Below are 14349 nucleotides of genomic sequence, written 5' to 3' on the forward strand. Positions count from 1 at the left end.
AAAGGGTTTAGACCTTCAGGAGCGTATCCTGAGGCCTAAACCTAAATAATATTGCTTTCGTCAAGCTTATTTAAGCTCAACCTCGGCTCCTGCTTCTTCTAACTGTGCTTTTAGTGCTTCAGCTTCGTCTTTAGCAACTCCTTCTTTTACTGGTTTTGGAGCATTGTCTACTAATTCCTTAGCATCTTTAAGTCCAAGTCCGGTAAGTTCTTTAACAAGTTTTACAACTGCTAATTTAGATCCACCCGGAGCATTAAGGATTACATCAAATTCAGTTTGTTCTTCAGCGGCTTCTTCACCACCTCCGGCACCACCAGCAACAGCTACAGCTGCAGCAGCAGGTTCGATACCATATTCTTCTTTTAGAATATCAGCTAACTCATTAACCTCTTTTACAGTCAAGTTAACCAATTGTTCTGCGAAATCTTTTAAATCTGCCATTTTTCTATCGTTTTAAAAAGTTCTTTATTTATAATTGTTAAAAAGTGCGTACGTATTTATCCTTCCTTTTCAGAAAGGGTCTTCAGAATACCGGCCAGTTTACCACCACCAGATTTAAGCGCAGAAACAACGTTCTTGGCAGGTGATTGTAATATTCCGATAATATCTCCAATAACTTCTTCTTTGGATTTGATGTTTACCAATGTTTCCAGGTAATCATCTCCTACATAAACTGCTTCCTCTACGAAAGCTCCTTTAAGAAGAGGTTTTTCAGATTTTTTTCTGAATTCCTTGATAACTTTAGCCGGAGCGTTTCCGGTTTCAGCTAACATTATAGATGTATTGCCTTTAAGAACAGATGGAAGATTTTCAAAATCCTTATCCACATTTTCCATAGCCTTGGCCAGCAATGTATTCTTAACTACCGATAGCTTTATGTCTGCTTTAAAGCATGCTCTTCTTAAGTTAGAAGTAGCACCTGCATTTAAACCAGAGATATCTGCTAAATATATGGTTGGAGTATCAGCTAACTGGGCAGTTAAATCTTCTATTACTTGTGATTTTTCTTCTCTTGTCATAATAACTTATTATTGCTCAGTAAACTTTTTAGTGTCAATTGCCACACTCGGGCTCATGGTGCTAGCCATATAAATACTCTTTATATAGACACCTTTGGCAGCCTGAGGCTTCAACTTTACCAGCGTAGTTAATAATTCTCTTGCATTACCAGCTATTTTTTCAGCATCAAAAGATGCTTTACCTATTCCAGCATGAACAATTCCTGTTTTATCAACTTTAAAGTCAATTTTACCTGCTTTCACATCAGAAACCGCTTTAGCGATATCCATAGTTACTGTTCCAGTTTTGGGATTAGGCATTAAACCTCTTGGTCCTAAAATTCTACCAAGGGGACCTAATTTACCCATAACACTGGGCATAGTGATAATTACATCAACATCTGTCCAGCCGCCTTTAATTTTATCAAGATATTCATCCAAACCAACAAAATCTGCACCGGCCTCTTTAGCTTCCTCCTCTTTATCAGGAGTCACCAAAGCCAAAACTTTTACATCTTTTCCGGTACCGTGAGGAAGTGTTACAACCCCCCTAACCATTTGATTTGCTTTTCTTGGATCAACGTTCAAACGAACCGCCAAATCCACAGAAGCATCAAAGTTTTCGTTGGAAACTTCTTTTATTAAAGCTGAAGCATCTGCTACCGAATACAGTTTTCCGTTTTCGATTTTAGCCTGAGCTTCTTTTTGCTTTTTAGTTACTTTTGCCATTTCTTAATTTCTTTTTGGATTAAAACGGTGCATTACCTTTTACAGTGATTCCCATAGAACGCGCTGTTCCGGCAACCATTTTCATCGCAGACTCCACAGTAAATGCATTTAAATCCTGCATTTTGTCTTCTGCAATAGCTTTAACCTGATCCCAAGAAACACTTGCTACCTTTTTTCTGTTTGGCTCCCCAGAACCTTTCTTAGTTTTAGCTGCTTCCATCAATTGTACTGCTGCAGGTGGAGTCTTGATTACAAAATCAAAAGACTTATCTGAAAATACAGTAATCACAACTGGCAGTACTTTTCCTTGCTTGTCCTGAGACCTACCATTAAATTGCTTACAGAATTCCATGATATTTACTCCGGCAGCACCCAAAGCAGGTCCAACTGGTGGTGACGGGTTAGCAGCACCTCCTCGAACTTGTAGTTTTACAACTTTACTTACTTCTTTTGCCATTTTTCAAATTTTTAAGTGATAGTTTATTGAGTGGAAGCTGAAAAAACTATCAAAAAATATGTAACAGTTAGTTTATACTTTTTCTACTTGCATGTAACTTAACTCCAATGGAGTTTTTCTTCCGAAGATCTTTACCATCACTTCAAGTTTACGCTTTTCTTCATTAATCTTCTCTACAGTTCCATTAAATCCATTGAAAGGCCCGTCTATTACCTTAATAGTTTCACCAAGAGTGAACGGAATCGCCACATTATCTTCTTTAACAGAAAGCTCATCCACTTTACCAAGCATACGGTTAACTTCAGATTTTCTAAGCGGCACAGGATCTCCTCCTTTTGTTTCACCCAAAAATCCAATTACACCATTAATACCTTTTATAATATGAGGAATCTCCCCTATTAAATTTGCCTGCACCATTATGTAACCGGGAAAATATACTCTTTCCTTATTTACCTTTTTGCCATTCCTTATTTGAATAACCTTTTCTGTAGGAACCAGAACCTGATCTACCTGATCTTCCAGACCATGATGGGCGATCTCTCTTTCAATATAATCTTTAACTTTATTTTCCTGACCACTAACGGCGCGAACTACATACCATTTTTTATCCTTTACTTCTGCCATGTGTACTTAATTTAAGATTTAATCCATTCGAAGTATTGCTCGATAACCTGACTGAACAAAGAATCCACACCCCAAATCAAAAGCGAGAAGATAATTGAAAATGCCGCAACTACAATAGTTAAGCGTTGAGCTTCAGGCCAGCTTGTCCAGGTAACATGGTTTTTTAGTTCGTTGTAAGACTCTGATACATAATTAACAATTCCTGCCATTTTTATATTTATTTGCACGAATGGAGAGACTTCCTATAGGACAGGTTCCTCGTAACGTGATTATGTTTTAGCCGAAATCATAAAAGGAAAAGAAGATTTCAACATTGTAGCACGGGTTGAGAGGCTCGAACTCCCGACACCTGGTTTTGGAGACCAGTGCTCTACCAACTGAGCTAAACCCGTATAAAGAAGGTACCCCGGGTTAAAACGGGATACCTCTATATTCTAAACTGTTATTAATCTAAAATCTCAGTTACCTGACCAGCACCTACTGTTCTACCACCTTCACGGATAGCAAAACGAAGTCCCTGGTTCATTGCAATAGGTTGGATTAACTCTACAGTAATAGTAAGGTTATCACCTGGCATTACCATCTCAACTCCTTCAGGAAGGTTAATTGTTCCTGTTACGTCAGTTGTACGTACGTAGAACTGAGGACGGTAGTTGTTGTGGAATGGAGTGTGACGTCCACCTTCTTCTTTTTTAAGGATATAAACCTCTGCTTTAAATTTAGAGTGAGGAGTTACAGATCCAGGCTTGGTAATTACCATACCTCTTGAAATCTGGCTTTTCTCAATACCTCTAAGAAGGATACCAACGTTATCACCAGCTTCCCCTCTATCTAATATCTTACGGAACATCTCAACTCCCGTAATAGTAGAAGTTAGTTTACCTGCGTTCATACCAATGATTTCTACCGGATCTCCGGTGTTAGCCACACCAGTTTCAATACGACCGGTTGCAACAGTACCACGACCAGTAATAGAGAATACATCTTCGATTGGCATCAGGAACGGCTTATCAACATCACGTTCCGGTAATTCAATCCATGAATCTACAGCCTCCATAAGATCAAGAACTGTTTTAGACCATTTCTCGTCACCTTCAAGAGCTCCAAGTGCAGAACCAGAAATTACAGGTCCGTTATCACCATCATACTCATAGAAAGAAAGAAGATCTCTTACTTCCATTTCAACCAACTCAAGAAGTTCCTCATCATCAACAAGGTCAACTTTATTTAGGAACACAACAATTTTTGGAATACCAACCTGGCGTCCAAGCAAGATATGCTCACGGGTTTGTGGCATAGGACCATCAGTTGCAGCCACTACTAAAATAGCACCATCCATCTGAGCAGCACCAGTTACCATGTTCTTTACATAATCGGCGTGACCAGGACAGTCAACGTGAGCGTAATGACGATTTGCAGTCGAGTACTCAACGTGTGAAGAGTTAATTGTAATACCTCTTTCTTTTTCTTCAGGAGCGTTGTCGATTTGATCGAAAGCACTGGCCGCTGAATAACCAGCGTCAGCCATTACACGTGTAATCGCTGCTGTTAAAGTTGTTTTTCCGTGATCTACGTGTCCAATTGTACCAATATTAAGGTGCGGTTTGGAACGATCATAAGTTTCCTTTGCCATAATTAATACTTATTTTAATCTTAGTTATATATTAGTGTTCAATTTTATACAAAACAAGAGCCAACGACGAGAATTGAACTCGTGACCTCTTCCTTACCAAGGAAGCGCTCTACCCCTGAGCTACGTCGGCTTATATTGAGATGTCACACATCCCGACTTTAAATTTCATTTTCACAAACAACAAAAACCTTAAACCTGATGGTTTACGGGATAAATATTGCCTACAACAATACAGAAGATCACTCAACGTCTTCTGTTTCTAAATTCAAAGCCTGCAAATAAATAAAATCAGAAAAATCGGCCCCAAGACCAGATCTCTAAAATCATTAGCGAAAGAAAAATAACACTTCCACTTATTACAAAGCCATCATGAACCCAAAGTTCCAGACTGCTTAGAGCGGAAGATCCGGTTCCCTTCGATTCGCTTTTCCAGCTCCCGGGACAGGCTTCTCACTCTGCTTTCCACCTTCAACACAACCTGAACTAAATCAAAGCCTGTTTTGGCAAGAAAGTCTTTAGAGCGGGAGACCGGGTTCGAACCGGCGACATTCAGCTTGGAAGGCTGACGCTCTACCAACTGAGCTACTCCCGCATTAAAATACAAAGGATAAAGAAACACGTTAAGAAACTAACTTTAAACCTTTGCTTTTTGTGGGGAGAGCAGGATTCGAACCTGCGAAGTTAAAAACAGCAGATTTACAGTCTGCCCTCGTTGGCCGCTTGAGTATCTCCCCAAAATTATTTCCACTATTTCATAGAACCGTAGCTTTTTTACCAGCTAAGCTTTATGATGGTATTTTTGCGGCTGCAAATAAAAACAATTTTACAGCACCATCCAAAGCATTACTTCAAAATTTTTGAGAACTTTTTTCAGTTTGTTAAAAATCAGCCTTTTAATTAAAAACTCAATTTTTAATAACAGAAAATTAAAAATTTCAGAGCCGATGGAGGGACTCGAACCCACGACCTGCTGATTACAAATCAGCTGCTCTAGCCAGCTGAGCTACATCGGCTTTTTACGCTACTTTTTCAGCATAAAAAAGTCCGCTATTTCTAACGGACTGCAAATGTAATTAAAATATTTCTTTCTCAAAATATTTTTAATAAAAAAATTATACATGAGCATTCAATTTTTCCTTCCTTTTAATAAGCTGTCGTTGTAAGGAAGTAATACACTCATCTACACATTCCTCAAATTTCTTGCAGGTTTTCTTAACCATTACATCCCCTCCCGGAACACTTAATAAAACCTCTGTAGTTTTATTTTCTTTACCACTTGTATTCTGCACCTTAAGATAAACATCAGCGAAAATTATTTTATCATAATAATTATCCAGCTTATCCAGTTTCTTCTGAATAAAATCTATGAGTTTTCGATCTGCATTAAAATTTACGGATTGCACATTTACTTTCATAATTTATATATTTAATTAAACAATGGTTGATCTAGTCTTTCCTGTTCCTTGGATGCGCCAGGCGGTGCACTTTGGATAACTCTGCAATACTGTTATGGGTATAGACCTGTGTAGCCGCCAGGCTGGTATGTCCTAATAGTTCCTTAACAGCATTAAGATTAGCTCCCTGGTTCAGCAAATGTGTGGCAAAGGAATGCCGCAGAATATGCGGACTCTTTTTTAACTTACCGGAAACTTTACTAAAATAATTATTAATTAACCGATAAACAAAACTTTCATATAGTTTCTTCCCCTTACTTGAAAGAAATAAATAGGATTTATCATCACCCCCCTCTATTTCCTTTCTTTCCTTCAGGTAAGCCTTTATAGTCTCCACCACAGCAGGCAACAAAGGGATATAGCGTTCTTTATTTCTTTTTCCCAACACTTTAAGCATCCCATTGGAAAGGTCAACGTCAGGTAGTTTAATTTCAATAAGTTCAATGCGCCTGATTCCGGTAGAGTAAAACAACTCCACAATTAGTTTATCCCGAAGACCTGCAAAGCTATTAATATCCATAGCTTCAAAAACATCTGAGACTTCTTTTTCTGAAAAAGGAACCTGTAATTTTTTGGCTGTTTTTAATGCTTTATGTTTAGCCAGGGGAGAAAAATCTATTTGCTTTGTTTTCTGAAGAAATTTGTAAAAAGCCTTTAAGGAAGAAATTTTCCTGTTAATACTTCTGTTAGAAATGCCGTTTTCCACCAGCTGTACAATCCAGCTTCTTATTTGGCTATAATTTACATGAAAAATTTCTTCAGTTTCATATTCCTTCTGAATAAATGCCTGAAATGATTCCAGATCACTTTTATACGCCTTTATGGTAAGCGAAGAATATTTTTTTTCAAGCTGGAGATAATCGAAGAATTCAGGATAGGGCATAAAAAAACTGTTGGTAAACAAAGCTAAGAAACTTTTGTTTACCAACAGTAGATATAATCATACCAAAGAAGCAGGGCTTCATTGGATTTATTTAAATCTCTCCTCGAAAAGAACTGAATGAAATACTAAATTTCTTCCTGATCTCTAAGATGCTGAATATATTCAGCTTTTTGGATTTGAGCCCTACGTTCTACTGACGGTTTTGTAAAATGCTGACGACTTCTCAACTGACGCATTGTTCCGGTTTTATCAAACTTTCTCTTAAAACGCTTCAGCGCTCTATCAATATTTTCTCCGTCTTTTACTGGTATTATTAACATAGTGTCACCTCCTTTCTTTAAAAATTATTAGGCTGCAAAGATACTTCAAAATTACAAACTCACAATTAAAATTTGATTTTTTTAATTTCAAATCAGGTAAATGGAAAGTGAGGAAAATTGCCCATTCTTCACTTTGCACTTAGCATTTATCCCTTAAAATTAATATGCGGCAGGCCTATATTCCTTTTTATCGATTATCATTTTAGCGATAATTAGAAAAGCAATTTTCGCCAAAATGCCAATCAGGTTAATACGCGGCAGGTTTATATTCCTTTTTATCGATTATCATTTTAGCGATAATTTCTCTCAAAATTTCAGAAGTACCGCCACCGATTGGGCCAAGCCTGCTATCCCGGGACAATCTGGCTAAAGGATAATCTTCCATATATCCGTAACCACCTAACATTTGCAAACAGTCGTAGATTACTTTATCAGCCATTTTTGTAGAAAGTAGCTTAGACATACTTGCCTCTTTTACCACATAAATTCCCTCCTGCATCCTTTTGGCAACAGAATAATTAAACTCCCTACACATTTCTATCTCACTCGCCATATCGGCTACTGAATGTCTTAGTGCCTGAAATTTATCAATACTCTTCCCAAAGGCCTCCCTTTCAGACATGTATTTTAAAGCGTAATTCAGGGCATAATCTGCACGGGCATGCGCATTAATACCCATTATTAGCCGCTCCATGGCAAAATGCTGCATAATGTAGGAAAAACCTTTATCTTCCTCTCCCATAAGGTGATCCAAAGGAATTTCTACATTATCAAAAGCTATTTCAGCAGTATCTGAAGCCCTCCAGCCTAATTTGTCAAGCTTTCCGGCGGATATACCGGGAGTATCACGATCTATAATAAAGATACTCATCCCTTTATTACCTTTTTCAGGACTGGTCTTGGCTGCAACTACTAAGTAATCAGAATATACGCCATTTGTAATAAAAGTTTTAGAGCCATTGATTACATATTTATCACCTCTCTTCTCTGCTGTAGTTCGCATTCCGGCAACATCAGAGCCACCAAATGGTTCAGTAATACAAAGGCAGCCAATTTTCTCCCCGTCTATACTTGCTGTAAGATATTTTTCCTTTATTGCATCACTTCCTTCAGTTTTCACATGCGTCATGGCCAGGTAGGCATGCGCCCACATAGCAGCGGCAAAACCGCCGGAATCTATCTTTTGTAATTCTTCCAGGAAGATTACTGTATAAAAAAGATCCAGGTTTAATCCACCGTATTTCTCGGGTTGATTAAGACCAAAATATCCCATTTCCCCAAATTTCGCCCAGATAAACCTTTCTATGGTTCCTGACTTTTCCCATTTATCAATATGAGGCACCACTTCCTTTTGAAGAAATTCCTGAAAACTCTTCCTGAAAAGTTCGTGTTCCTCTGTAAAATACATACTGTTCATATTAGCAATTTTATTATGTCACCTTTAAAAAAGGTTCCTGATAACCTTCAAATTAAATCTCTAAAATAAAGGCTATTTTGGAAATGTTATAATTTTCAGATAAATTTCTAAAAACTATATTTATTTCAGAATAATTAATTTATTGTCAAATATAATTTAATTCTATCAATTTTATCAGCAGGAAAACTATTGATTTTTGCCAATTCTTCAAAAGAAGTTATTCCACTGTGCAGTTGCCTGTAATTTATAACCTCTCGGGCCAGTTCATAATTAAAATAGGGAACTTCAGAAAGTTCCAGAATACCTATGGCGTTAATACTTCTCTTCTCAACATCAGGTTTGGTAAGTACGGAAAAATTCCGCAGAAGGTTTTCCCTGTTTTCAAAGTTAAGCCCGTAAATATCCTTTAACTGGATATCATCTACAAAACCACCAATTTTACTACGATAGTTAATAATCCTTTGTGCAATCACCTCCCCTACGCCGTTTACTTCCACAAGATCTTCAAGCCCAGCCATATTAATATCCTTCTTTGCAACAGGAACAGGATTTTTCAAATTTGCCACCGCTTCTTGCTGTTGCTGAACCCACTCCGGAAATTTAAAATATGGAGAAATTTCTTTTAGTAAAGAATCGGAAACACCAGTAATTTTCTGAAAATCTCCTGCTGAATTGATCCAATTCCCGCTTTTCCGAAATTTTAATAAGCGATCAATTTCTTCAGGGGACATCCCTAGGGTGTAGCCTTTAAAATCGGTGATGTAATTAGGGTTGAAAGGAAAGACTTCTGTAATTTTTTCAGCTCCGGCCAGTTTTACAGAATCTATCATTTTCTGAAAGCTTTCCAGTTCTTCATCAGAGATCTCCGGAGGCTCAGCATCCGAAGAAAAATCTGCGGTAAACAGAATAACCTGCAGAATAATAATTACAAACACCAAAATAAAAATCCCATTTTGCTGACTTCTGTTGAAAACAAAATGGGATTTAAAAGACTTCATATTTTAGACCATTAGGTTTGATTCACTTCCTTAGGTTTACCTGAAGCCGTAAAAAGTTCACCTGCCTTAAGTTTCCTAAAATATTCCCGAAGGTCTTGCCTAACTTCCCCAGACATGATATACAGGCCTATAATATTAGGGAATGACATTGCCAGGATCATCATATCAGAAAATACCAATACAGCTCCTAAACCTACAGACGATCCTACTACAACGAATACCAGAAATAAAATTTTATAAATAAGCTCTGTTTTTGCACTCTTTCCAAATAAATAGGTCCACGCTCTCATACCATAATAAGACCATGAAATCATTGTTGAAAAAGCGAATAAAAATACCGCCGCCGCCAATACATAAGGAAACCATGAAACTACACTGGCAAAAGCCGAAGAGGTAAGTTCTACCCCTCCTACTCCTTCTACTTCGTGCATTCCTGTAAAGATGAGTACCAAAGCTGTAAGTGTACATACCACAACCGTATCAATAAACGGTTCCAGCAGGGCCACAAAACCTTCAGAAGGCGGATTATTTGTTTTGGCAGTACTATGGGCAATTGCGGCAGAACCTACCCCGGCTTCATTAGAAAATGCCGCCCTCTGGAAACCTACAATTAATACTCCTATAATTCCCCCTTTTAAAGCTGAAGGACTAAAAGCCCCGTCCCAGATAGCTGTAAAGGCAGGGCCAATATTTTCAATATTAATGCCTATTACAATTAAAGCACCAATTACATAAACTGCAGCCATAAAAGGAACTATTTTGCCTGTTACATTGGCAATACTTTTAATTCCTCCAATAATTACTATTCCAACAAGAATAGCAACCACAAGCCCAAACCAAAAGCCATTTCCTGCAAGCATTGGGAACTGGCCCTGAAGAATTTCAAAAGACTGATTGGCCTGGAACATATTACCTCCTCCAAAAGAAGCTCCTATCCCCAGAATAGCAAAAAATCCGGCAAGAAATTTACCCAGACCTCGCATGTTTCGCTTTTCCAGTCCGTAACGCAGGTAATTCATAGGACCACCAAAAATTCTTCCTTCAGAATTAATAAAGCGATATTTCACTCCAAGGGTACATTCCACGAATTTTGAAGACATTCCAAGTAAACCAGCAATAATCATCCAAAAAGTTGCACCTGCTCCTCCCAGTGATATTGCTACTGCCACCCCGGCTATATTTCCGAGACCTACTGTAGCAGAAACAGCAGTTGTAAGGGCCTGGAAGTGGGTAATACTTCCGGGAGCATTGGGATCATCGTATTTACCTTTAGCGAGTTCCAGCGCATGACCAAAGCCTCTTATATTAATAAAGCCCATTTTAAAAGTAAAAAAAGCTGCACCAAAAATAAGCCACACTACAATAAATGGAATCGAATTGGCTTGAGGAGTTCCATTGGGATGTGTAAGCATTACCGGCTCATCATATTCAATTTCGGCCAGATAATGAGCTCCTGTTTCAATTAAATCTTCAGGATTCTCATAATCAAAGATCGTATTTCCCTCTTTTACCAAATAGTTAACGGTACCAGAGGCAGGCGCTGCCACCTCTATACTCCCATCCTGGCCGGAATTAACAATGGCAATAGACTCACCTTCCTGAACATGGGCTCCTTCTTCTACAATCCATTCCTGAAGTACAAATTTATCCTGCACATCTGCGCTCCAGCCGGGAGTAGCAACATATTTCACATCGGCATATAGAACTGGATCGTAAATACCCAGTGCAGCGAAAGGATCCCAGAATAAGATGTAAGTCATCCCCTCAACTATAGGTACAAAAGTACCATTGAAATGTTCGGTGATGGCTTCAGCTTTTACTTTAAAACTTTTGGTGACAGAATTTCCCTGGCTATCACTAACGGTAACATTGTAAGGAACTCCTTCTGTAAGCCCCTCAGAACGTTTAGAATCCAGAGGTGTCTCCTGGTTGGTCCACTCGTATGTATAGGGAGGAGTTCCTCCGGATACTTCAAGGTCTATAAAACCGTCATTAATAATATTTGAGGGGTTCCCAACTTCAGCATTTACGGTAATTTCCTGAGCAAATCCTGATAATAAAGAAAATAGAAAAAGGAATGAAAGTAAGTACTTTCTCATATGTCTCGCGGAGTATTTAGATTAGATTAATTTTTCAGCGCAGCAAGATGCTAAAAAAATAGCCTATTTCAAATTTTCAGGAGTTAAATTCTAAAGAAACTGTTAAGGATTACATTCTGCTCCTCCAGGTTTTATTCCTGAATTAGAAATACAATAATAATGAAATCTTAAAGATCAAAAACCGATGTTCTTTTGGTGTACACAAGATCCTTTAATTTTAGCCAAAAAGCCAGCGTCAAATAGATAACAAAACCTGCCCCCATGGTAAAGAAGGATGCATAAATAAAGAATAGTCTCACATTCTTGGCGCGTATCCCTAGCTTATCGGCCAACCTTGACGAGACATAGAAGCCACGTCTTTCAAAAAAATATCGGGTATCGTAGATAAAGCTCTGCATGGAAGCAAAATTATTAAAATTATACTGATTCCTGTAATTAGCTACAAATTAAAGTTGATAACGACGAAGCTGTCTGGCTATAAAGCAGGTTTTCTTATCATCTAACCTCATATAAATATAATCAACCTGATAAAACACTTTGCCTATAGCGGACCATAAAGGGAATTATTTTACATTTTGCTGAAGGTATTTCATCCCAAACTCACATTGTAAGCATCTGTTTAGATCGCAATAATTTTTCTTCAATTCTAATAAAGCCTGGGATTCCATTGCACTAACGGCAATTCCTGGTTTAAGAGCAGTAAATCCTGAAATTACGGAATTCTTTTCGGCAGGAATTTTTTCAGAAAGCTCCAGGTCAGTTTCAACGGACCTGCCCAAGTAACTGGAATAGGCAAACCGAAATGGAATTATGATATTGATTAAAATAAGATCAATAAAAGCTTTAGTGGTTCTTTTCTTCCTCGGCAGATGCTCTTTTCCAAAGTTATAATGCGATTTCCAGTAATCTTTTAATTCTACCTCAAAAATGCCGAGGAGCTCTTCTACACCACTAGCATTAATAACTTTTTCAACAATGCTACCTGTATCTGAATAAATTTTTGCCAGCTGTGCTAACCGGATAACAGGGAAATTATCCGGCCGCAAACGAAAAAATTTCGGCTTAATCACTCCATCATTGGTCAGCCTGTATTTATACTGCAGGTATTTAAATTCTTTTTTAAGTTTCTGATAATAAATATCTTCATGCTCTTCTTCAAGCAGTCCGGCCTGACCAAATAAAATGGCTTGCAGCTTCAGGTTTTCCAACTGATTTCTGCGGAAAATTGTAAAGTTGAAACTTTGGCTAATGCTCAGGAAAGAATCCCCGTTGACATTAAGGCCAAAGCCTTTGGCCAGAAGCTGAAAAAGAACTGCTTCCCAATCATTTTCCGACTTCTGCAATAGTTCTGAAATTAGAAGTGATTTCTGCTCCATCCGCTCAAAGTAAAGCCGCTCCAGCCAATGTAAAGTCTCAAAATTGTCAAATTGTGCAAAAGAGTTTTCACAATTAATCCACCTGGGCTCCCGGGCAAGCAGAAGTTCATATTTCTCCAATATCTCCAAATGCACAATATGTTTTAACTCCAGCGTAGGGATAACGGAATTATTGGTTCTGTAAATTTCCATATCGTGCTGCCATACCACGTGAAGTATTACATTATCATAGCTTTCATCTGATTCATGCTTGTGGGCATACCAATCTGAAGACTTTAAATGAATCTCTACATTGCCAGCCCATAGCTGACCACCTATTCTTATCCTGGAATTAAAAAAATCGGGACCGGAAAGCCTGTTATGATAACCTGCATCCTCTACTACAATTTCTTCCCCTGCAGTAGTTACCGCATTGGTGAAATTATATTTTTGAAATTTCCAGATGTAATGTAGAAAATCCTCCTGCATCTACTAAAAGTAGGGAAAATATCAATCTGAAAATCAGCAAAATAAAATTATTCCTGAAGTATCTGAGTCACCTCCTCCAAAACCTCATCCACCCAATATTGATACATGAGAGCGCTTGGATGCAGACCATCCTGTGCAACCAGTCCGGGATTGTCCTCAGCTCTTCTGGAAATGGGAGTGATGTTGAAAAATGGCACATTATAATCATTAGCCACCTCCCGGAAAACAGCATTGAACTGGTTGACCTCTTCGGTAATAACCTCAGCATTATCCTGTCCAAACGGGGTGGCAGCATAATCCGGAATACTTAAGGCAAATACACCTTTTTCCCTGTTCTTGCTATGGTTTATGGCTTTTCTAAAAACCTCCCGCAGTTCCGTTTCATATTCATCTATAGAACGTTGCTGGTATTGATTATTTACTCCTATTAAAATTGAAACAAGATCAAAATCCCGCTGAACGTTAAGCTCATCCTCAATCCCATCCAAAAGGTCTCGTGTAGTCCATCCGGTTTGTGCGATTATTTTGGGAGGTGCCACTTTATAGCCACGTTCCCTTAAGGCCACAGCCAGTTGTACCGGCCACCTGTCATCTGTTTCTACGCTTTCTCCAATTGTATAGGAGTCTCCAAGAGCAAGGTAGCTGTAATTATAATCCTCAGTAGAAGGCTGTGCCGGGGGGTTGGTGGTTTCAGAAGTAGAACTGCAGGCGGTTAATAGCCCTACGAATATTAGGAAGTATATGTTTCTCATCTATATAATTTTTGCTCCAAATTAAACAATTTAAAGGACTTTTAGTCTTACCTGCATTTTTTGAAAATCTTGGTAGGAGATAAAAGTTAAATCTCTGGTAAAACGGTAGAAACTCTTAATCTATCAAAGTGTTTTTTCGTA

Annotated in this window: 16 protein-coding genes and 5 tRNA genes; all 21 read right to left on the reverse strand. The window is 38.2% G+C overall.

Annotated features, from left to right (window positions below):
• Positions 1-66 precede the first annotated feature (66 nt).
• The 21 genes from rplL to RM539_RS09255 all read right to left on the reverse strand — a co-directional run bounded on the left by rplL (position 67) and on the right by RM539_RS09255 (position 14208).
• Positions 67-441 carry a 50S ribosomal protein L7/L12 gene (rplL, locus tag RM539_RS09155; RefSeq protein ID WP_311503091.1) on the reverse strand — a complete coding sequence of 125 codons (375 nt, stop codon included), beginning with the start codon at positions 439-441 and terminating at the stop codon, positions 67-69.
• Positions 442-497: 56 nt separating this feature from the next.
• The gene (gene rplJ / locus RM539_RS09160) at positions 498-1019 is read right to left on the reverse strand and encodes a 50S ribosomal protein L10 (protein ID WP_311503092.1); all 522 of its coding nucleotides are present in this window, start codon (positions 1017-1019) and stop codon (positions 498-500) included.
• Between the two features lie 9 nt (positions 1020-1028).
• Positions 1029-1727, reverse strand: coding sequence for a 50S ribosomal protein L1 (gene rplA, locus RM539_RS09165; RefSeq protein ID WP_311503093.1), 699 nt, complete (start codon positions 1725-1727; stop codon positions 1029-1031).
• Between the two features lie 19 nt (positions 1728-1746).
• A complete protein-coding gene (rplK, locus tag RM539_RS09170; protein WP_311503094.1) occupies positions 1747-2184 on the reverse strand; it encodes a 50S ribosomal protein L11 in 438 nt (145 codons plus the stop codon).
• 72 nt (positions 2185-2256) lie between these two features.
• The gene (nusG, locus tag RM539_RS09175) at positions 2257-2808 is read right to left on the reverse strand and encodes a transcription termination/antitermination protein NusG (protein ID WP_311503095.1); all 552 of its coding nucleotides are present in this window, start codon (positions 2806-2808) and stop codon (positions 2257-2259) included.
• An 11-nt stretch (positions 2809-2819) separates the two neighbouring features.
• Entirely contained in the window at positions 2820-3017 is a 198-nt protein-coding gene (secE, locus tag RM539_RS09180) for a preprotein translocase subunit SecE (protein ID WP_311503096.1), read from the reverse strand.
• 110 nt (positions 3018-3127) lie between these two features.
• Positions 3128-3200: transfer RNA gene (locus RM539_RS09185), tRNA-Trp, on the reverse strand.
• A gap of 53 nt (positions 3201-3253) precedes the next feature.
• Positions 3254-4441, reverse strand: a complete 1188-nt coding sequence (gene tuf / locus RM539_RS09190) for an elongation factor Tu (protein ID WP_311503097.1) — start codon at positions 4439-4441, stop codon at positions 3254-3256.
• A gap of 58 nt (positions 4442-4499) precedes the next feature.
• Positions 4500-4571 (reverse strand) — tRNA-Thr (locus tag RM539_RS09195).
• Positions 4572-4960: 389 nt separating this feature from the next.
• A tRNA-Gly gene (locus RM539_RS09200) sits at positions 4961-5033 on the reverse strand.
• Positions 5034-5093: 60 nt separating this feature from the next.
• A tRNA-Tyr gene (locus tag RM539_RS09205) sits at positions 5094-5175 on the reverse strand.
• A gap of 205 nt (positions 5176-5380) precedes the next feature.
• A tRNA-Thr gene (locus RM539_RS09210) sits at positions 5381-5454 on the reverse strand.
• A 99-nt stretch (positions 5455-5553) separates the two neighbouring features.
• Positions 5554-5856 (reverse strand): ribosome hibernation-promoting factor, HPF/YfiA family, encoded by a 303-nt coding sequence (hpf, locus tag RM539_RS09215; protein WP_311503098.1) that lies wholly within the window; start codon positions 5854-5856, stop codon positions 5554-5556.
• A 31-nt stretch (positions 5857-5887) separates the two neighbouring features.
• Complete coding sequence (locus RM539_RS09220) at positions 5888-6778, reverse strand: tyrosine-type recombinase/integrase (RefSeq protein ID WP_311503099.1); 891 nt, start codon at positions 6776-6778, stop codon at positions 5888-5890.
• Between the two features lie 125 nt (positions 6779-6903).
• Positions 6904-7098 (reverse strand): 30S ribosomal protein S21, encoded by a 195-nt coding sequence (gene rpsU / locus RM539_RS09225; protein ID WP_311483079.1) that lies wholly within the window; start codon positions 7096-7098, stop codon positions 6904-6906.
• Between the two features lie 247 nt (positions 7099-7345).
• Entirely contained in the window at positions 7346-8515 is a 1170-nt protein-coding gene (locus RM539_RS09230; protein ID WP_311503100.1) for an acyl-CoA dehydrogenase family protein, read from the reverse strand.
• A gap of 134 nt (positions 8516-8649) precedes the next feature.
• Entirely contained in the window at positions 8650-9513 is an 864-nt protein-coding gene (locus RM539_RS09235; protein WP_311503101.1) for a ComEA family DNA-binding protein, read from the reverse strand.
• Positions 9514-9524: 11 nt separating this feature from the next.
• A complete protein-coding gene (locus tag RM539_RS09240) occupies positions 9525-11612 on the reverse strand; it encodes an amino acid carrier protein (RefSeq protein WP_311503102.1) in 2088 nt (695 codons plus the stop codon).
• A 167-nt stretch (positions 11613-11779) separates the two neighbouring features.
• Complete coding sequence (locus RM539_RS09245; protein ID WP_311503103.1) at positions 11780-12010, reverse strand: PspC domain-containing protein; 231 nt, start codon at positions 12008-12010, stop codon at positions 11780-11782.
• 165 nt (positions 12011-12175) lie between these two features.
• Entirely contained in the window at positions 12176-13456 is a 1281-nt protein-coding gene (locus tag RM539_RS09250; RefSeq protein ID WP_311503104.1) for a DUF2851 family protein, read from the reverse strand.
• Positions 13457-13503: 47 nt separating this feature from the next.
• Positions 13504-14208 (reverse strand): SGNH/GDSL hydrolase family protein, encoded by a 705-nt coding sequence (locus RM539_RS09255; RefSeq protein ID WP_311503105.1) that lies wholly within the window; start codon positions 14206-14208, stop codon positions 13504-13506.
• Positions 14209-14349 lie beyond the last annotated feature (141 nt).

The sequence above is a fragment of the Autumnicola musiva genome (assembly GCF_031846585.1).
GTDB classification, from domain to species: Bacteria; Bacteroidota; Bacteroidia; order Flavobacteriales; family Flavobacteriaceae; genus Autumnicola; species Autumnicola musiva.